At 59.4% G+C, this 19,875-nt stretch carries 17 protein-coding genes; 13 read left to right on the plus strand and 4 right to left on the minus strand.

The features are described from left to right. Positions 1–6: 6 nt before the first annotated feature. Positions 7–738 carry a 16S rRNA (uracil(1498)-N(3))-methyltransferase gene (locus VRY85_RS12665; RefSeq protein ID WP_414598958.1) on the minus strand — a complete coding sequence of 244 codons (732 nt, stop codon included), beginning with the start codon at positions 736–738 and terminating at the stop codon, positions 7–9. Positions 739–899: 161 nt separating this feature from the next. On the opposite strand from VRY85_RS12665, the gene tkt reads away from it, so the two are divergent. The 10 genes from tkt to VRY85_RS12715 all read left to right on the plus strand — a co-directional run bounded on the left by tkt (position 900) and on the right by VRY85_RS12715 (position 12,448). Continuing rightward, complete coding sequence (tkt, locus tag VRY85_RS12670) at positions 900–2,945, plus strand: transketolase (protein ID WP_414598959.1); 2,046 nt, start codon at positions 900–902, stop codon at positions 2,943–2,945. Between the two features lie 15 nt (positions 2,946–2,960). Next, positions 2,961–3,971: a type I glyceraldehyde-3-phosphate dehydrogenase gene (gene gap / locus VRY85_RS12675; protein WP_414598960.1), complete on the plus strand. Its 1,011-nt coding sequence runs from the start codon at positions 2,961–2,963 to the stop codon at positions 3,969–3,971. Positions 3,972–4,094: 123 nt separating this feature from the next. After that, positions 4,095–5,285, plus strand: coding sequence for a phosphoglycerate kinase (locus VRY85_RS12680; protein WP_414598961.1), 1,191 nt, complete (start codon positions 4,095–4,097; stop codon positions 5,283–5,285). A gap of 116 nt (positions 5,286–5,401) precedes the next feature. Then, on the plus strand, positions 5,402–6,841 hold the full coding sequence (locus VRY85_RS12685) for an aldehyde dehydrogenase family protein (protein WP_414598962.1): 1,440 nt from the start codon (positions 5,402–5,404) through the stop codon (positions 6,839–6,841). Positions 6,842–6,885: 44 nt separating this feature from the next. Beyond that, on the plus strand, positions 6,886–7,521 hold the full coding sequence (gene mog / locus VRY85_RS12690) for a molybdopterin adenylyltransferase (RefSeq protein ID WP_414598963.1): 636 nt from the start codon (positions 6,886–6,888) through the stop codon (positions 7,519–7,521). Between the two features lie 117 nt (positions 7,522–7,638). Further along, complete coding sequence (gene fba / locus VRY85_RS12695; RefSeq protein WP_414598964.1) at positions 7,639–8,703, plus strand: class II fructose-bisphosphate aldolase; 1,065 nt, start codon at positions 7,639–7,641, stop codon at positions 8,701–8,703. Positions 8,704–8,747: 44 nt separating this feature from the next. Beyond that, positions 8,748–9,629: a phosphoribosylaminoimidazolesuccinocarboxamide synthase gene (locus VRY85_RS12700; RefSeq protein ID WP_414598965.1), complete on the plus strand. Its 882-nt coding sequence runs from the start codon at positions 8,748–8,750 to the stop codon at positions 9,627–9,629. Positions 9,630–9,645: 16 nt separating this feature from the next. After that, complete coding sequence (purE, locus tag VRY85_RS12705) at positions 9,646–10,164, plus strand: 5-(carboxyamino)imidazole ribonucleotide mutase (protein WP_414598966.1); 519 nt, start codon at positions 9,646–9,648, stop codon at positions 10,162–10,164. Positions 10,165–10,190: 26 nt separating this feature from the next. Further along, a complete protein-coding gene (locus VRY85_RS12710; RefSeq protein WP_414598967.1) occupies positions 10,191–11,372 on the plus strand; it encodes a 5-(carboxyamino)imidazole ribonucleotide synthase in 1,182 nt (393 codons plus the stop codon). Positions 11,373–11,440: 68 nt separating this feature from the next. Beyond that, positions 11,441–12,448: an L-threonylcarbamoyladenylate synthase gene (locus VRY85_RS12715; protein ID WP_414598979.1), complete on the plus strand. Its 1,008-nt coding sequence runs from the start codon at positions 11,441–11,443 to the stop codon at positions 12,446–12,448. On the opposite strand, the gene VRY85_RS12720 is transcribed toward VRY85_RS12715, so the two are convergent. Beyond that, positions 12,419–13,267, minus strand: coding sequence for an alpha/beta fold hydrolase (locus tag VRY85_RS12720; protein WP_414598968.1), 849 nt, complete (start codon positions 13,265–13,267; stop codon positions 12,419–12,421). The genes VRY85_RS12715 and VRY85_RS12720 overlap by 30 nt on opposite strands. A gap of 154 nt (positions 13,268–13,421) precedes the next feature. On the opposite strand from VRY85_RS12720, the gene VRY85_RS12725 reads away from it, so the two are divergent. Then, the gene (locus tag VRY85_RS12725) at positions 13,422–13,868 is read left to right on the plus strand and encodes a MaoC family dehydratase (protein ID WP_414598969.1); all 447 of its coding nucleotides are present in this window, start codon (positions 13,422–13,424) and stop codon (positions 13,866–13,868) included. Positions 13,869–13,996: 128 nt separating this feature from the next. Here VRY85_RS12725 and VRY85_RS12730 read toward each other — a convergent pair whose 3' ends face one another. Together VRY85_RS12730 and VRY85_RS12735 are read right to left on the minus strand one after the other, a co-directional pair. Further along, on the minus strand, positions 13,997–15,187 hold the full coding sequence (locus VRY85_RS12730) for an acyl-CoA dehydrogenase (RefSeq protein WP_414598970.1): 1,191 nt from the start codon (positions 15,185–15,187) through the stop codon (positions 13,997–13,999). A gap of 54 nt (positions 15,188–15,241) precedes the next feature. Further along, positions 15,242–16,936: a thiamine pyrophosphate-binding protein gene (locus VRY85_RS12735; protein ID WP_414598971.1), complete on the minus strand. Its 1,695-nt coding sequence runs from the start codon at positions 16,934–16,936 to the stop codon at positions 15,242–15,244. Between the two features lie 243 nt (positions 16,937–17,179). Here VRY85_RS12735 and VRY85_RS12740 point away from each other — a divergent pair, with 243 nt between their 5' ends. Then, entirely contained in the window at positions 17,180–18,067 is an 888-nt protein-coding gene (locus VRY85_RS12740) for a LysR substrate-binding domain-containing protein (protein ID WP_414598972.1), read from the plus strand. Next, positions 18,064–19,767: a gamma-glutamyltransferase family protein gene (locus VRY85_RS12745; RefSeq protein ID WP_414598973.1), complete on the plus strand. Its 1,704-nt coding sequence runs from the start codon at positions 18,064–18,066 to the stop codon at positions 19,765–19,767. Before VRY85_RS12740 ends, VRY85_RS12745 begins: the two co-directional genes overlap by 4 nt. Positions 19,768–19,875 lie beyond the last annotated feature (108 nt).

The following is a 19,875-nucleotide window of genomic DNA, read 5'->3' on the forward strand; positions in this document are numbered from 1 at the left end:
AAGCCGTTAGTTCCAACCTTTCAGGGCGGCGACAGCCGCCATCAGCGCAATACCGGCAGTCTCGGTGCGCAATACGCGTTGCCCAAAATGCACGGTTTGCAGACCTTGGCTCTGCATCAGTGCGAGCTCTTCGTCTGACCACCCGCCTTCCGGCCCGATTGTCAGGGCCAAGGGGCCATGATGCGCTTGCAGGGCGCTTGCCAGGCTAGTGTGGGCTTCGGGGTGGCAGGCTAGGCGCAAAAGGCCGGGCTGGGCCTCTGATAGCCATTCGGCCAAGCTCTGTGGAGGGGCGACTTCCATAATGCGGTTGCGCCCGCATTGTTCGCTGGCGGCGACGGCAATACGTTGCCAGTGGCGCAGGCGTTTTTCACGCCGCTCGCCGCTTAGCTGTATGACACTGCGTTGCGCAGTGACAGGCACCAGCTGCGACACGCCCATTTCAACGGCTTTTTCCACGATCCAGTCCATTTTGTCGCCGCTGGCAATGCCTTGCACCAGGGTGGTGTGCACAGGGAGTTCGGCCTCGATGGCACGGTGTTCGCCGATGTGCGCCCAGGCGTGTTTGCCTTCGATTTCCAGGGTGGCGGGATAGCATCCGCCTTGGCCGTCGAATAAGGTGATGGCGCTGCCATGGCGCAGGCGCAGGACGCGCACCGCATGGTGAGCCAGCGAATCAGGCAGCTCGGTGCGCTGGTTGGCGACCAAGGGGAACGGGCAAAAAAAACGGGGTGAACTCATAGGAATTGGCGGTGGAGAATCACGCGCCAATGATACCTTTCCCTGAGCGGGTCGGCCCATCAGGTAGCGAAGTGGTCGGGGTGTTAAAATCAAGAACTTTGCAAACTCTGATTGATGAGGCCTGCGCCAGGCATCGCGGCCAGGCCCTGCACCCATTCCCAATGAGCCACACGCCAGCCCAAGTCATGTCCATGGCAAACGCCATTCGCGCGCTTTCCATGGATGCGGTTCAACAAGCCAAGTCCGGCCACCCCGGCGCCCCGATGGGCATGGCTGAAATTTCAGTGGCATTGTGGTCGCGCCACCTGCGCCATAATCCTGCTGATACTGCCTGGCCTGATCGCGACCGCTTTGTGCTGTCGAACGGCCACGGCTCCATGCTGCTTTATTCTCTTTTGCATCTCACAGGTTACGACCTGCCAATCGAAGAGCTCAAGCAGTTCCGCCAATTGCATTCTCGCACTCCCGGTCACCCCGAAGTGGGCTACACCGCTGGGGTTGAAACCACTACCGGCCCGCTGGGGCAGGGCATTGCTAATGCCGTCGGTATGGCTCTTGCCGAAGCCTTGCTGGCGCGGGAATTCAACCGTGAAGGCCACAACATCGTTGATCACTTCACCTACGCTTTTGTGGGTGACGGTTGCCTGATGGAAGGCATTTCTCACGAGGTGTGTTCGCTGGCCGGTACCTTGGGTCTGTCCAAGCTTATTGTGCTGTACGACGACAACGGCATTTCCATCGACGGCCAGGTTCAGCACTGGTTTGGCGACGACACCCCGGCTCGCTTTGAAAGCTATGGCTGGAATGTAATTCGTGGCGTAGACGGCCATGACGTTGCAGCGGTGGATCGCGCTATCGCCCAGGCCAAGCAGCAGGCCGGCCAGGGCGGCAAACCTACTTTGATTTGCTGCCGCACTGTTATCGGTAAGGGCGCGCCTAACGCGGCCGGTTCTGAAAAAGTGCACGGCGCCCCCTTGGGCGCGGAAGAAATCCAGGCGACTCGCGACGCCATCGGCTGGCCTCATGCACCGTTCGTTGTGCCGCAGGAAATCTACGACCTTTGGGACGCACGCGAGAGCGGTGCGAGCCAGCAGCAGGAATGGCAAGAACGTTTCGACGCCTTTGCAGCGGCCTTCCCGGCTGAAGCCGCAGAATTCCGCCGTCGCATGGCCGGCGATTTGCCGGAAAATTTTGCGCAACAAGCCCGTGAGGTCATCCAGGCCACCAGCGAGAAAGCTGAAACCATGGCCAGCCGCAAGGCTTCTCAGGTAGCCCTGACCGCCTTTGCCGAGCTGTTGCCGGAAATGCTGGGCGGGTCTGCCGACCTGACCGGCTCCAACCTCACTGACTGGAAGGGTGTAGTACCTGTACGAGCAGGGGAATCCCATATTCAGGCGGGCCGCCACATCAACTATGGTGTGCGCGAATTCGGCATGGCCGCCATTATGAATGGTATGGCGCTGCACGGCGGCTACCTGCCTTATGGCGGCACCTTCCTGACATTCTCCGATTATTCACGTAATGCAGTGCGCATGGCGGCGCTTATGAAGCAGCGCGTTGTGCACGTGTTTACGCACGACTCCATCGGCCTGGGTGAAGACGGCCCCACCCACCAGCCCATTGAGCACCCGGCCAGCCTGCGCCTGATTCCCAATCTGCATGTGTGGCGCCCTTGCGACACCACTGAAACGACCGTGGCGTGGGCCAGCGCGCTGCAGCGGCCCGCCAGCTTGGGCATGCAGGTGCGCGAAGGCGGCCCCACGGCACTGTTGCTGTCGCGCCAGAACCTGCCGTTTGTTGAGCGTGACGCTACCACGGTGGCTGCGGTCGAGCGCGGGGGCTATGTGTTGCGCGACGCACCGGACGCGCGCGCCATTATTATTGCGACGGGATCTGAAGTGAGCCTGGCGCTTGAGGCGCAAAAGGTGCTGGGCGAGCGTGGCATTGCCGTGCGCGTGGTCTCCATGCCTTGTGTGGAGCTCTTTGAGGCCCAAGATGCTCAATGGCGCGAATCGGTCTTGCCCAAGGGCTTGCCGCGTGTGGCGGTGGAAGCCGGTTCGACCTCGGGTTGGTACAAATATGTTGGCCTGGAAGGCGCTGTCGTCGGTATTGATACATTCGGCGAATCTGCGCCAGCCGATCAGTTATTCAAACATTTCGGTCTGACTGTGGAAAATGTCGCCGCAGTGGTCGAGCAAGTTCTATAAACGGGAGATTCAGAAATGACGATTCGCGTGGCGATCAATGGTTATGGGCGTATCGGCCGCAACGTTCTGCGTGCTCACTACGAAGGCGGCAAAAAGCACGACATTGAAATCGTTGCCATCAACGCCATGGGTAGTCTCAAGACCAACGCCCACCTCACTCAATACGATTCGGTGCACGGTCGTTTCCCCGGCACGGTGGAAATCGATGGCGATTACATGGTGGTGAACGGCGACCGCATCCGCGTGCTGTCCGACCGCGACCCCACTGTTCTGCCTTGGGGCGAACTGGGCGTTGATGTTGTGCTGGAATGCACCGGCGCCTTCAAAACCAAGGAAAAATGTCAGGCTCACATGCAGGCGGGAGCCAAAAAAGTTGTGATTTCCGCCCCCGGTGGCAAAGATATCGACGCCACCATTGTGTACGGCGTGAATCACGACATCCTGAAAGCCACTGACACGGTTATTTCCAATGCGTCCTGCACCACCAACGGTCTGGCGCCGCTGGTCAAGCCGCTGAACGACAAGTTGGGCGTGGTGAACGGCCTGATGACCACCATCCATGCCTACACTAACGACCAGGTCCTGACCGACGTCTACCATTCCGACCTGCGCCGCGCCCGTTCTGCGACTCAGAGCATGATTCCCACCAGCACCGGTGCCGCCGCGGCGGTTGGCCTGGTGATTCCGGAACTCGCGGGCAAGCTGGATGGTTTTGCCATTCGTGTGCCGACCATCAACGTGTCGATGGTGGACCTTTCCTTTGTAGCCGCACGCGACACCACAGTGGAAGAAGTCAATGGCATTCTCAAGGAAGCCTCTGAAGGCGCGCTCAAAGGGGTGCTCGCATACTCCGAAGAGCCGCTGGTCTCCATTGATTACAACCACACCACAGTGTCCAGCACGGTTGATTCTCTGCTCACCAAGGTGTCGGGCCGTTTGGTCAAGGTTTCGGCCTGGTATGACAACGAATGGGGTTTCTCCGAGCGTATGCTCGACACCACCGTTGCATTGATGAAGGCCAAATAAACGCTGTCATACTGCCTTCAGGCAGAAGGCGGGTGACCGCCAGAGGGAAGTTCCGGGCGCACTCAGTGTGTGGTTGGCAACTTCCCTTCTCATTTCCTCCACTTTTTTCTGTTGCATTGCATCATGACCACAGTCCAGACTCTGTCTTCTTTGGCCCGATCCGGCGCCTTGTCCGGCAAGCGAGTGTTCATTCGTTCCGACTTCAATGTTCCCATGCAGGACGGCCGTATCAGTGAAGACACCCGAGTGTCTTCCTCGGTGCCCGCCATCCGGATGGCGCTGGACGCGGGCGCGGCTGTTATGGTGACCTCTCATCTTGGCCGCCCGGTAGAAGGCGAGTTCCAGCCTGAAAATTCCTTGGCTCCTGTGGCCGCTCGCTTGTCTGAATTGCTGGAGCGGCCCGTGCCCTTGATTCAGGACTGGGTGAATGGCGTTGAACTGCAGCCGGGCGAGGTTGTGCTGCTGGAAAACACTCGCTTCAATAAGGGCGAGAAAAAGAACGACGATGCGCTGGCTCGGAAATTGGCGGCCTTGTGCGATGTCTACGTCAACGATGCGTTTGGCACGGCTCACCGTAAGGAAGCCACTACCCACGGCATGGCGCAATACGCACCAGTGGCGTGTGCGGGCCCTCTGCTGGAGGCTGAACTGGTGGCTTTGGACCGCGCGTTGAGCGAGCCGCGCCGCCCCTTGGTGGCCATTGTTGGAGGCGCCAAAGTGTCGACCAAGCTGTCCGTGCTGCGAGCTTTGTCTGAAAAAGTCGATCAACTGGTCGTGGGCGGCGGCATTGCCAACACCTTTATGCTGGCGGCGGGCCTGCCTATTGGCAAGTCGCTGGCCGAAGCAGGGCAGGTCGAAGAAGCGCGTGCTGTCATTGAAACCATGAAGGCGCGAGGGGCTGAAGTGCCCATCCCTGTGGATGTTGTGTGCGCCAAAGCGTTTAGCGCGGATGCTGTGGCAGAGGTTAAAGATGCTGTCGATGTCAGCGACGACGACATGATTCTGGATATCGGCCCGCGTACCGCTGAACAGCTTGCGGCCATTCTGGCAAAGGCGGGCACCATCGTCTGGAACGGCCCGGTGGGGGTGTTTGAGTTCGACGCCTTTTCCAAGGGTACGGAAGTGATTTCACAAGCCATTGCTCAATCGCCCGCTTTTTCGATTGCGGGCGGGGGTGATACGCTGGCAGCTATTGCCAAGTATGGCATTGGCGCTGATATAGACTATATCTCGACAGGGGGCGGCGCATTCCTGGAGTTTCTTGAAGGCAAGGGATTGCCTGCCGTCACAGTGTTGGAGGACCGTGCGAAGTAGGTTCCCGGCGCTGTTTCCTGTCTGGCACGAATGCTGGGGTGTTTAGCGCGCCGCAGCGGGAGAGCCCCCATTTGTAGAGGCTGTCAGTAAGACAGCCCGATACCGAAGGAGCGGGAATGACGACGTACATGAATTTCATCCATAACGAATGGGTGGCGGCCCACGACGGGCGCACCCTGGAAGTGCTCGACCCATCTACGGGCGAAGTATTCGCCCAGATCGCACGTTCCGGTGCTGCTGAAGTCGGACAGGCTGTACAAGCTGCGCGTCAGGCGTTCGAGGGAGAATGGGGCCGGATGGCGCCCGCTGAGCGCAGCCGTTTGATGTTGCGCATGGCGCAAAGCCTGCTGGATAACGTGGATGAGCTGGCTTTGCTGGAGCAGCGCGATACCGGCAAGCCTTCCCGCCAGGCGCGTGCCGATGCCCTCGCCGTGGCGCGTTATTTTGAATTCTATGGCGGCGCGGTCGATAAGCTACACGGCCAGACCATTCCCTATCCGCAGGATTTCACCGTATTGACCCTGCGCGAGCCGCATGGTGTTACCGGCCATATCGTGCCGTGGAACTATCCCTTGCAGATTTTTGGTCGTAGCGTTGCCGCAGCGTTGGCAACGGGCAACGCCTGCGTGGTGAAGCCGGCGGAAGATGCTTGTTTGTCTCTACTGCGGGTGGCAGCCATACTTGCCGAGGCCGGATTGCCGGCTGGGGCGCTGAATATCGTGACCGGCTTGGGCGCTGAGGCCGGTGCGGCGCTGGCGGCCCATCCTGGCATTAACCACGTTTCGTTTACCGGTTCGCCCCAGACAGGGCTGCAAGTACAACAAGCGGCAGCCGCCAATTTTGTGCCTGTTACCCTTGAACTGGGTGGAAAATCACCGCAAATTGTATTCTCCGATGCCGATATCGAAGCGGCGCTGCCCGTGCTGCTTAACGCCATTATTCAGAATGCAGGTCAGACCTGCTCGGCGGGTAGTCGTGTGCTCATTCAGCGGGCGATTTATTCCGATGTGGTGGCGCGGTTGGCTGAGTTGTTCAAGGCGACGCGTACCGGCGCTGCGGGTGATGACCCGGATTGCGGCCCACTCATCAACGCGCGGCAGCTGAGCCGTGTTCAGGCGTTGCTGCGCGAAGCCGATGCGGGGGGGATTTCGGTTGCTGCACGTGGCCAACTAGATGCCAATGCCCCAAAAGGCGGGTTTTATCAGGTTCCCATGTTGTTGAGTGATGTGCCGCCGGAACATCCCCTGGCCCAAGAGGAAATTTTTGGCCCGGTGCTGTGTGCGATTCCGTTTGATACCGAAGAGGAGGCCGTGCGCATTGCCAACGGCACTTCCTATGGTTTGGTGGCCGGTGTCTGGACTCAGGATGGCGGCCGCCAGTTCCGCATGGCTCGTAAGTTGCGGGCCGGCCAGGTGTTCATCAATAACTACGGCGCAGCCGGTGGTGTGGAACTACCATTTGGCGGTTCGGGGCAGTCGGGCTATGGGCGGGAGAAAGGGTTTGAGGCCTTGTATGGCTTCACCCATTTGAAAACGGTTGCGGTGAAGCATGGGTGATCAGCTGCCCCTGCGCAAACCCCGTTCATTCAAGGAGTATTTCAATGCATGACGCAAGTCGTCTACAGCGGCGCCACCCTGATGATCTGATTGTGGGGCTGGTTTCGGTATCCGACCGGGCTGCCGCTGGCGACTACCAAGACCAGGGCATTCCCGCCCTGCAGTCTTGGCTCACACAAGCGCTGACCGCCGAACCGCGGTTTGTTAGCCGGCTGGTGCCTGACGATCAACAGACGGTGTCTGATACCCTGATCGAACTGGTTGATAAGGTGGGTTGCGACCTGGTGTTGACAACCGGCGGTACTGGCCCTGCCCGGCGCGACATCACACCCGAGGCCACTTTGGCTGTCGCCACGCGTGAGATGCCGGGGTTCGGAGAGCAAATGCGCCAAGTCAGCCTAGCCTTTGTTCCGACAGCGATTTTGTCGCGCCAAGTGGCGGTACTACGCGAAACGGCCGATCACGCCGCCCTCATCATCAACCTGCCCGGCCAGCCCAAGGCGATCCGAGAGACGCTGGAAGGCTTGCGCGATGAAAACGGTAAAGTGATTGTGACGGGGGTATTCGCCGCCGTGCCGTATTGCTTGGACCTTATTGGCGGCCCTTACGTGGAGACTCACGCCGAGGTCGTTAAAGCCTTCCGACCCAAGAGCGCGCTGCGAGGTGCGCCCCCGGCATGAATGCGGCCCCGGCATATGGTGTGCTGCAGGCCGGGCCCAAGCAAACATTCGTGTTCGCCCTTAAAATTCATTCTGTTTCGTATTTAACCCTATTTACAGACTTCAGGAGGTCAAAACATGGCCCTGGTTTCCATGCGCCAGCTGCTGGATCACGCCGCCGAGAACGGCTATGGCATCCCGGCTTTTAACGTCAATAATCTGGAACAGGTACAGGCCATCATGGAAGCGGCGGCTGAAACCGACAGCCCCGTCATCATGCAAGCCTCCGCCGGTGCCCGCAAATATGCAGGCGAAGGTTTTCTCAAGCATCTGATTCAGGCTGCGGTTGAAACCTACCCGCATATTCCTGTGGTGATGCACCAGGATCACGGCCAATCGCCTGCCGTGTGCCAGGGCGCCATCGAGCTGGGTTTTTCCAGTGTCATGATGGACGGTTCCCTGGAAGCAGACGGCAAAACCATTGCCGATTACGAATACAACGTCGAGGTCACGCGCAAGGTCGTCGAAATGGCCCACAAACTGGGCGTGACGGTCGAGGGCGAACTCGGCTGCCTGGGTTCGCTTGAGACGATGCAAGGCGATAAGGAAGACGGCCACGGTGCTGAAGGCACGCTGACGCTCGACCAACTGCTGACCGACCCAGAACAAGCTGCCGACTTCACACGCCGCACTCAGCTTGACGCTTTGGCCATTGCTATTGGCACCAGCCATGGGGCGTATAAGTTCACGCGCAAGCCCACCGGCGACATTTTGTCGATTCAGCGAGTGAAGGAAATCCACGCCCGTTTGCCTAATACTCACTTGGTGATGCACGGCAGCTCTAGCGTTCCGCAGGAACTGCTGGCGGAAATCCGTGAGTTTGGCGGTGATATGAAAGAAACTTACGGCGTTCCTGTAGAAGAGATTCAGGAAGCCATTAAGTATGGCGTGCGCAAGGTGAATATCGACACCGACATCCGCTTGGCCATGACAGCCGCCGTGCGTCGTTTCTTGGCAGAAAATCCTTCAAAGTTCGACCCGCGCGAATTCCTCAAGCCTGCACGTGAAGCCGCCAAGGCCATTTGCGTGGCACGCTATCAGCAATTCGGCGCAGCCGGCAATGCCAGCAAGATCAAGCCGATTGCGCTGACGGAAATGGCGCGCCGCTACGCTGCAGGCGAGCTTAAACAAGTTGTGAATTAAAGCGCGTTTGCGCGGTTTGGAATCGAATACTCAAGGATGACATCGTGGTTCAGGCCCTCCATCAATCGACTATAAAATCCCTGCCATTGCTGGGGCGCGGCAAAGTGCGCGACATGTACGCCGTGGGAGACGACAAGCTCCTCATCGTGGCGACCGACCGCATTTCCGCGTTCGATGTCATTCTCGACGACCCGATTCCGGGCAAGGGAGAAGTGCTTACCCGCTTGACCGACTTCTGGCTGGAAAAGCTCGCTCACATCATTCCTAACCATTCGACTGGCATTGATCCCACCGAGGTGGTGGCACCTGAAGAACGTGATCAGGTCGTCGGGCGGGCCGTGGTGGTTAAGCGGCTGCGTCCCATTCTGGTTGAGTGCGTGGCCCGGGGCTATTTGATTGGTTCCGGCTGGAATGACTACAAAGCGACGGGCAGCGTCTGCGGCATTAAGCTACCAGAGGGCTTGCGGCAGGCGGGCAAATTGCCGCAACCTGTTTTCACGCCCGCCGCTAAAGCAGAATTCGGCCTGCACGATGAAAACGTCGATTTCGGCTACGTCGTGGCGGAAGTGGGCCAGGAACTGGCGGAAAAACTTCGCGATGTCACCTTGCGTTTGTATGCCGAAGCGGCTGAGTTCGCTGCCACCAAGGGCATCATCATTGCCGATACCAAGTTCGAGTTTGGCCTGGATGAAGCGGGCCGCTTGCACCTGATGGACGAAGTGCTGACACCCGATTCCTCGCGCTTTTGGCCCGTGGATGGCTATGCGGAAGGCATCAGCCCTCCGTCTTTCGATAAACAGTTTGTGCGCGATTGGCTGGAAACCCAAGACTGGGATAAAACTGCTCCGGCGCCGCGCTTACCAGCCGATGTGCTGGAAAAAACAGCAGCTAAATACCGCGAGGCGCTGGATCGCCTGAGCGCTTGAGTAGGGCAGGGCAACTATGAACAGTAATACCGATACGCAAGCCCCTCTGGTAGGCATCATCATGGGGTCTTCCAGCGATTGGGACGTCATGAAAAATGCCGTTGCCATCCTGGAAGAATTCAGTATTCCACACGAAACACGTGTGGTTTCAGCGCACCGCATGCCGCTGGACATGGTGGAATACGGCGCCCAAGCCGTTCAGCGCGGCCTGCGGGCCATTATTGCGGGTGCAGGCGGGGCGGCCCACCTGCCGGGCATGATGGCGGCGTTAACGCCTGTGCCCGTGTTCGGCGTGCCGGTACCCTCGCGCTACCTGCGTGGTGAAGATTCCTTGCTGTCCATTGTGCAGATGCCCAAGGGCGTTCCCGTTGCCACCTTTGCCATTGGCGAGGCAGGCGCAGCCAATGCCGCATTGCACGTGGTGGCCAATCTGGCCATGACCAACCCTGCCCTGCTTGGTCAGCTTGAAGAGTTCCGCAGTCGTCAGACGGATGCTGCGCGCGCCATGGAAGTGCCGCCACACGTACTGAAGTAAGCATTCCGTATCCACAAGGTATATATATGAGCAAACCCGGCTTTCAACCGGACATTCAACCCGGCGACTGGCTGGGTATGTTAGGGGGTGGCCAGCTTGGCCGCATGTTCTGTCACGCGGCGCAAAGTCTTGGGTACAAAGTTGCCGTGCTGGACCCAGACCCACACAGCCCCGCCGGGGCCGTGGCTGAATTGCATATTCAGGCGGCTTATGATGACACCGAAGGGTTGGCTCAACTGGCGGCCCGCTGTAAGGCGGTCACGACCGAGTTCGAGAATGTGCCGGCCTTAAGCTTGGACAGTCTGGCGCGTACGGTTCTGACACGGCCAGGTGCTCATGCGGTGGCCGTCGTTCAGGATCGCATTCGTGAGAAAGCGTTTCTTGATTCCAGTGGTGTGCCTGTTGCACCGTATTGGGCGGTAGAGAAGGTCGAGGACCTCTCTCAAGCTGCTGATAGCCTTTTTCCCGGGATACTCAAGGCAGCACGGCTAGGTTACGACGGCAAAGGCCAGGCGCGCGTTGCCAACCGCCAGGAAGCCGAACAGGCTTTCTGCGATATGGGGGGCAAACCTTGCGTGCTGGAAGCTTTGCTGCCGCTGCAGCGTGAGATTTCCGTCGTGTTGGCGCGGGGTGCTGATGGAGCGACCGTGGTCTACCCGAGTGCCACCAATGAACATCGTGATGGCATTCTGGCCGTCTCCACTGTTGACGCTGCCGATGCCGGCGATGCGCTATCCAAGCAGGCAGGCCAAGCAGCTTTGCGCATTGCGCAAGCGCTGGAATACGTGGGCGTGCTGTGCGTAGAATTTTTTGTGCTTCAAGACGGCAGCCTGGTGGCAAATGAAATCGCTCCTCGCCCCCACAACAGCGGCCACTACACCATGAACGCCAGCGTTGCCAGTCAGTTTGAACAACAGGTGCGGGCGACAGCGGGCCTGCCTCTGGCCGATACCAGCAGTTTGTGCTCGGTGGTGATGCTGAATCTGTTGGGCGATCTCTGGTTCGACCCAGTGACGTCCGCGCTGCGGGAGCCCGATTGGGCCTCTGTGTTGGCTGTGCCGGGCGCCGAATTGCATTTGTACGGCAAAGCCGAAGCGCGTCGGGGCCGCAAAATGGGGCACATTAACGTGCTGGGAAGTTCTTTGGCGCAAGCGCAGGAACGCGCTGCCCAAGTTGCGGCAGCGCTGGGCCTGTCATTTGAGGCATAAGTATGGCGTCGGGTGACTCTAGGGCCGATGCAAACGGCTCAGCGGCGCAGGCGGGCGAGCAAGCCGGCATGGGGCAAAAGCTAGAAACCGCCGCGCAGCGCCTGTTGGCGGGCGGCTTGGTTGCTTTCCCTACTGAAACGGTCTATGGCTTGGGGGCCGATGCCGAAAACCCCGCAGCCATTGCGCGCATTTATCAAGCCAAGGGGCGGCCTTCTAATCACCCGGTTATCGTGCATATTGCGCCTGGCGCCGACCTTGGCTACTGGGCGCAGAACGTACCTGATGCGGCGCGCATATTGGCGCAGGCATTCTGGCCTGGTCCGCTCACCTTGATCTTGCCCAGGGCACCGGGCATTCCCGACACTGTCAGCGGTGGGCAAGACAGCATTGGCCTGCGTTGCCCATCGCACCCCATTGCACAAGCGCTGCTGCAGCGTTTTGCCGAACTCAAGGGGGGACAAGGGGGAGTGGCGGCGCCTTCGGCTAATAAGTTCGGACAGGTTTCACCCACCCAAGCGAAGCATGTTCGCAACGAGTTCCCCGAGTTTGACGAAACAGATTTGCTGGTTTTGGAAGGCGGGTCGTCTCAGGTGGGTATCGAATCCACTATTGTGGACCTTTCGCGGCTCGACCAAGGCACGGGGCCTGTGCTGCTGCGCCCCGGTCATATTACGGCGGAAGAACTTGCCGCAGTGCTGGGCGTCATGCCTGCCTTGCCTGATCAGGCCGCACCGCGTGTGTCGGGTTCTCTGAAGGCGCATTACGCACCGCGTACGCCGTTGGCACTGGTAGAGCGTTCAAGGCTGGATGCTGTTCTGGCCACGGCAGCTTCCCGGGGTGAGCGTCTAGCGGTTGTTGTATTCCCGCCTGCTTCGGAAATTGCGACGCAGCAGGAAGGCGTGACCTGGCATGAGTGTTCGCCCGACCGTGTGGAATATGCGCGACGTTTGTATGCCTTGCTTCGCCGGCTTGACCAGCAAGGCTATGACCATATTGTGATGGAAAGGCCGCCTGCTACGGCGGCCTGGCAAGCCGTGAACGACCGCTTAGGGCGCGCTGCTGCCGCTTTTGAGTGAGCCTTCCGCAGACTGCCCACTTTCGTGCATGAGTTCACGCAATGCATCGATAACGACCTGAGATTGGTCGCGATGCGGCGAATGCCCGCAAGAAGGGATTTCCAATAAACGGGTATTGGGTACCCGCCGCTTAATGCCGCGAATTTGCTCAAGGGTGCCGAATTCGTCGTCCACGCCTTGTATGGCCAGAACCGGGCAGCGGATGTCATCGAGAAATGCTTCGATGTTCCAGTCGCGAAACGCCGGCGTCAGCCAGGTTTCAGTCCAAGAGCGGAACACAGATTCGCCATCGCGGTGGTGGCGTGCCAAGCGGGTGGGGAAGTCTGTGTTTTGGTAGGTCTTGCGAGCTTCCCGTATGCCTTCCAGGGTGATGTCCTCGACAAAAATGTGAGGTGCGGCAACGGCGATGGCGCGTACATTCTCCGGAAACATAGCGGCATACAGCAAGGCGATGGAGCCGCCATCGCTATGGCCGTACAAAATGGGTTGTTCGTCGCCCAGACCCAGCGCTTCAAATAGTGTGGGCAGGGCATCGTGGGCCTGTACGTGCAGGTAATCAATGCCGCGGGCTTCATCAAGCGGCCGTGGCGTGCTCTGGCCATAGCCGTAGCGTGAAAAGACTAAGCCCCGGCAACCGAGTTCTTCACACACTTGTGCCGGCCAGTCGCGCCACATGGAAATTGATCCCAGCCCTTCATGCAGAAAGATGATCAAAGGCTGGCCAGTGCGCTCGGGGAAAAGCCATTGGTATTCGATTTCTATCGCCTTGCCCATGCTGTGGATTTCTATGAGACTTGGCGTGGTTGTTGTTGTGTTCATGCGTGCTCCTGCAGCCGTGCTTTCATGGTAAGGTCGAGCACGGTCAGCTATCCTCCATAGTGATCATTTCAGTATATCAGGGCGCCTGCGTTACGCTCTACAAAAGAGGCTGTCCAGGCTGCTCATCCAGTATCTCAATCGGAAACTCACGTTCATGAAATTCAAGGATTTCGAAGTTGGCATGGTGGTGACGCATCCTCCCGTGGTGGTGACTCGCGAAGACATGCTGGCTTTTGCGCGTTCGTTCGACCCTCAACCTTTTCACGTCGATGAAGAGGCAGCTCGCGAGAGCCGTTGGGGCGGCCTGATTGGAAGTGGCTGGTTAACGTGCGCGCTCGCCATGCGCATGGTCTGCGACGCCGCCCTCAAGGGCTCAGAATCATTCGGCTCACCGGGCCTGGAACGCTTGCGCTGGCCAAAGCCGGTGCGCCCCGGCGACGCCCTGCGGCTGGAAGCTACCGTCGATTCCAAGCGCGTGTCGTCATCGCGTTCCGATCTTGGCATCTTGCGCTGGACATGGCGCATGTTCAACCAGGACGACGAATTGGTGCTCGAACTTGAAGCCACCAATATGTTTGAGCTTGCCGACGAACAAGAATAAAAAAACCGGCCCTTCGAATTGCACCACATGTTGGACATGGATTCCAACCAGTGGGGTGCAATGCGTTTTGAGCCGGTGTAAAGCATGAAAAGGCCCTTGCGGGCCGGTACTGATAAAGCGATTTAAGCTTAGGAGAACGCCTGCAGGCCGGTCTGAGCACGGCCCAGAATCAGCGCATGCATGTCATGCGTGCCTTCGTAGGTATTCACCACTTCCAGGTTGACCAGGTGGCGGGCTACGCCGAACTCATCGGAAATACCGTTGCCGCCCAGCATGTCGCGCGCCATGCGGGCAATATCCAGCGATTTGCCGCAAGAATTACGCTTCATGATAGAGGTGATTTCTACCGCTGCCGTACCTTCGTCCTTCATACGGCCCAGGCGCAGGCAGCCTTGCAGGCCCAGCGTGATTTCGGTCTGCATGTCGGCCAGCTTCTTCTGGATGAGCTGGGTTTGTGCCAGGGGGCGGCCAAACTGGAGGCGGTCCATTGTGTACTGGCGGGCCGTGTGCCAGCAGGCTTCAGCAGCGCCCAGAGCACCCCAGGCAATGCCGTAACGGGCTGAGTTCAGGCAGGTGAAAGGCCCACGCAGGCCGGTGACACCCGGCAGCATGGCGTCGTTGCCGACTTCCACTTCATCCATGACGATTTCGCCGGTGATGGAGGCGCGCAGGCCGACCTTGCCGTGAATCGTGGGGGCGCTCAGGCCTTTCATGCCTTTTTCCAGGATGAAGCCACGGATCTTGCCGTCGTCTTCGCCACCAACGACTTTGGCCCACACCACGAATACATCAGCGATGGGGGAGTTGGTGATCCACATTTTGGCGCCGGTCAGGCGGTAGCCGTCGGCGGTCTTTACGGCGCGAGTTTCCATGCCGGCAGGGTTGGAACCGTGGTTGGGCTCGGTCAGGCCGAAGCAGCCGATCCATTCGCCGGTGGCCAGCTTGGGCAGATACTTTTGTTTTTGTTCTTCAGAGCCGAATTCGTTAATGGGCACCATGACCAGTGAAGACTGCACGCTCATCATGGAACGGTAGCCCGAGTCGATGCGTTCGACTTCGCGGGCGACCAGGCCGTAGCTGACATAGTTCAGGCCGGCGCCGCCGTAGGCTTCAGGAATCGTGACGCCCAGCAGGCCCAGTTCGCCCATTTCGGTGAAGATGGCGGGGTCGGTATGTTCTTTACGGAAAGCTTCCAGCACTCGCGGCGCGAGCTTGTCCTGACAGTAAGCGGCAGCCGCATCGCGGATCATGCGCTCTTCTTCAGTGAGTTGGCTATCAAGAAGCAGGGGGTCTTCCCAGTTGAAGGTTGGTGCGGACATGAATTTTCCTGTAACGGTCAAGTGAATGAAACTGAGATTAAGGGAACTACCGGATCAGCCTTGTTGCGCCTGCTGCCGGATGGCGCTGAGCGTCTGGGCTGGGGTAATGGCTTCTGGGTCCAGCAGGCAGTGCAGGATGGCCGGCTTGCCGCTGGCAAGAGCGCGCTCCAGAGCTGGGGCGAACTCATCGGTGGATTCCACCCGTTCGCCGTGGCCGCCGAATGCCTGAGCGTATGCGGCGAAATCCGGGTTACGCAATGCAGTGGCGGATTCCCGGCCGGGGTAGTGGCGTTCCTGGTGCATGCGAATGGTGCCGTACATGCCGTTGTCGATGACAAGCACAATAATGGGCAGGTCGTATTGCACGGCGGTGGCAAACTCCTGACCATGCATCATGAAGCAGCCATCGCCCGCGAAACACACCACGGTGCGGTGGGGGAATACGCGCTTGGCCCCCACAGCGGCCGGCAGGCCATAGCCCATGGAGCCCGAGGTGGGCGCCAGTTGCGTGCCATATTGGGTGAAGTGTCGGAAACGGTGCAGCCAGGTGGCGTAATTGCCCGCGCCATTGCACATAATGGTGTCTGCAGGCAGGACTTTATTCAGGTGACTCATGACCTGACCCATTTGCAGCGCACCGGGCAGGGTGATGGTGTTTGGGTTAGTCCATTGCGTGTAGCTTTCACGCATGGCTTGCAGCGCGGCCGCCCACGCGGGTTGCCCAGTGGGGGCGGGCAAGGTTTCGAGCGCTTGGGTAAACGCCTTCGGAGAAGCATTCACGGCTTCCGAAGCGATATACACGCGGTTTAGCTCGGACGAATCCGGGTGGACATGTACCAACTGTTGCTGGGGAACGGGTATATCCAGCAAGGTGTAGCTCTGGCTGGGGATTTCTGAAAAACGCCCGCCAATCATCAGAATAAGATCGCTGTCGCGCACGAACTGCATGAGCTGCGGGTTGCTGCCCAGGCCGATGTCGCCGATAAAGCAGGCGTGATCAGTGGAGAACAGCATCTGGCGACGGAACTGTACGGCTACCGGTAAGTTCCAGGCCTGGGCGAAGGCCTGGAAGCGCGTTACGGATTCCGCATCCCAGCGGCTGCCGCCCAGGATGGCAACGGGTTGGTGCGCCTTGGATAAACGCGCCGCGATAGATTGCATCTGTGTTGCCGTGGGTGCGGATTCGGGCACCTGGTAACGGGGCGCATCAGCCACCTGTGCGACTTCGACCAGCATGTCTTCCGGCAAGGCGATGACCACCGGGCCGGGGCGGCCCGACGTCGCGACGTGAAACGCGCGGGCGACCAGTTCCGGAATGCGCTCAACCTGGTCGATTTCCGTCACCCACTTGGCCTGGGTGCCGAAAACCGCACGGTAGTCCATTTCCTGGAAGGCTTCCCTTTCACGCATGCCGCGTTCGATTTGGCCGACAAACAGAATAAGCGGGGTCGAGTCCTGTTTGGCGATATGGATGCCCGCCAGTGCGTTGGCAGCGCCCGGGCCGCGCGTCACCATGCAGATACCGGGCTCGCCGGTGAGCTTGCCGTGAGCATCGGCCATCATGGCAGCGCCACCTTCTTGGCGGCAGACGGTGACATCAATCTGGTGGTCGTGCAGGCCATCCAGCACAGCCAGATAGCTTTCGCCCGGCACACAGAACACATGGCGTACACCGTGTGCAACGAGCTGATCAACCAGGATATGGCCGCCAATCCTGGCGGCAGGAGTCGAATTTGGGGATAAGTTCATGGTATCCAAGAATATGTGCGCCGGGCGCACAGCGCAATTGATAAAATCTCACATTGTCTTGCCTTCTGCGCAAGACAGCGTTTTTTCAACGTTTCTTTTATTGCCCATTTTAGGGAAGTTCCAGGCAAAGTCATCTACCCCGGCACTGAACTCGCGGGAGGGGGGCCAGCTGAGACAGCAAGGCGGTGATTGATTGCGCCTCAGTGGGCAAAGTGATTTCGCCTCGGTGGGCAAAGGAATGATATGAGGCATGGAATTCCGAATTTGGGCGCGTTACAGGCATTTGAGGCGACGGCGCGGCTGGGTTCTTTTTCACGCGCAGCCGAAGAGCTCGCGCTGACTCACAGTGCCGTTTATCGCCAGGTGGCAGGCCTTGAGGAAAGGCTGGGGGTGGCATTGTTCACGCGCGTCAGGCGGCGCGTGATGCTGACGGATGCGGGAGCGGAATATGCCGCTCGGGTGCGTCATCACTTGGACCAGCTTGAAAAGGATACGCTGGGTTTGATGTCGCGGGCTGGTGTGGGGCGTAATCTGCATGTGGCGGTGTTGCCCACCTTGGCCACAATCTGGCTGCTGCCGCGGCTGGCCGAATTTCATCGGCTGCGCCCGGATATTTTTGTCAGTCTATCGGTGCGCACCTTGCCCTTTCAGTTTAATGATCAGCCCTTTGATGCTGCCATCTATCATGCCGAGCGTATGTGGCCCGGTACGCGCGGCATCAAGCTATTTGACGAAAAAGAGCTGCTGCCGGTGTGCGCACCTGCTTTGCTGGCCGCCAGAAAGAGGGATAAAGATCCATTGGCGGGCATGCTGCATCTACATACGACTTCGCGGCCCGATGCCTGGCGGCGCTGGTATATGGCGCATGGGCGCGACTACCTGCCTACCGTAAATGCCGGCCCCCGCTACGAGCTGTTCACCATGTCGCTGGCCGCTGTGAGAGAAGGCATGGGAGTGGCGCTGGTACCTCGGTTTTTGGTTCAGGATGCTTTGAGGTCGGGGGAACTGGTGATGCCGGTGGCGGCGGGCCTGGATGTTGAAGAAGCCTATTTTTTTAGCTACCCCGTCGTTAATGAGCCCAGCGAAGCGCTGTGTGATCTTGAGAAATGCCTGGAGGACTCAGTACGATGAACGGCAATCTATCGGGGGCGGCCATGGGCTTTGCGAGCAGGTGCAAACAGCGTTGTTTATGGCGGATTCGGGCGTGGCAGGTCCGGAGTGCGGCATTCAATACATTGCTGCGTGGGCCTGAAGAAGCGCTGTCGGGCGCCTACAACGTTCTATGTGGCAGATGGCGGCTCTCGTGCGGGTGGCGTGCGGCGCTCTTACTTGGGCTGGGTTTACTGCTTGCGTCCGTCGCGCCTGCAGCGTCTGCTGCGTCTGGCGTTGCGGTGCAAGGTGTCGTGGCCCAAGGTGTCGCGGTAACAGACATCGCCCCCGAGGCTGCGACTCACGGAGTTTTGACATCGCGTCCGCCAGCACAGGCCCGACACTTTATGGTCAGTGCAGCCAACCCGCTGGCCACGCGGGCCGGGGTCGAAATTCTTGAGCAGGGGGGCTCGGTGGTGGATGCCGCCATTGCCGTGCAATGGGTGCTGGGGTTGGTCGAGCCACAATCTTCCGGCTTGGGTGGCGGCGGTTTCGCGCTGGTGCATCAGGCGGAAGCGCCTGCCGTCCATGCCTACGATGGCCGTGAAACCGCCCCTGCCGGCGCGCGGCCCGATCGTTTTCTGCGTGATGGCCGACCCATGGGGTTTTTCGATGCAGTAGACAGCGGCTTATCGGTAGGCGTGCCAGGGCTGGTAAGCATGCTGGCCGACATGCATACGGAACACGGGGTGTTGCCTTGGCCCGCATTGTTTGCGCCCGCCCTGCGCTTAGCCGAAAACGGCTTTCCGGTGTCGCCGCGCATGCATGCCATGGTGGCGGGCTCCGAAGGGCTGAAGGCCAGCCCCAGTGCCGCCGGGTATTTCTACGATGAACATGGCGAGCCCTGGCCGGTGGGCCACATGCTGCGCAACCCGGACTACGCACGAGTACTACGGCTGCTTGCGCAGGAAGGAGCACAGGCTTTCTACCAAGGCCCGCTGGCTCAAGCGATGGTGCGTGCGGTAGCAGAGCATGCTGTACCGGGCGACCTTTCCGAAGACGACCTTGCCGGTTACCGTGCCATTCGTCGCGACGCCTTATGTGCTGAAGCAAGAGGCCTACGCTATTGCGGCATGCCGCCGCCCAGTTCCGGTGGTTTAGCCGTCGTACAGATGATGGCGTTATTGCAGCACACGCCCATTGCTGGGCTGAGGCCCGATTCAGCAGAAGCGGTGCATTATTTTTCGGAAGCCGGTCGTCTGGCTTTTGCGGATCGCGATGCCTATGTGGCCGACCCGGCCTTCGCCCACGTGCCTGTGAGCGGGTTGCTGGACCCGACTTACATTGCTGAGCGCGCTGCACTAATTCGTCCCGAGCGATCCATGGGGCAGGCCAAGCCTGGGGTGCCTGCGGGCATAAACAAAGCGCCGGTGGCAGACGCTGCCATCGAGCAGCCCGCTACGACCCACCTTGTGGTGACCGACCGCGCAGGCAATGTGGTGTCCATGACGACTTCCATTGAGTCGGCGTTTGGCAGCAAAATTTTCGTGAATGGCTATCTGCTGAATAATCAGATGACCGATTTTTCGTTGACCCCGCTGGATGCTGATGGCCGGCCGCAGTTGAATCGCGTGGAACCCGGTAAGCGGCCACGCAGTTCCATGGCACCCATGATTGTGTTCAGAGACGGCCGACCGCTACTGGCGGTGGGCGCGCCGGGGGGGCCCCCTGCGTCACAATAGATGTCCGCTCGTTTTTCGTTAATATTTGAGGGAGCGGTCGGAGTGAAGAAGTGCCCAGTTACAGCCCAGAATTCAAAGAACAAGCCGTCAGGAAATTGATGCCGCCGC

Origin of the sequence: Achromobacter sp. F4_2707 (assembly GCF_047501535.1) — a bacterium.
Taxonomy (GTDB): Bacteria; Pseudomonadota; Gammaproteobacteria; order Burkholderiales; family Burkholderiaceae_B; genus Yanghanlia.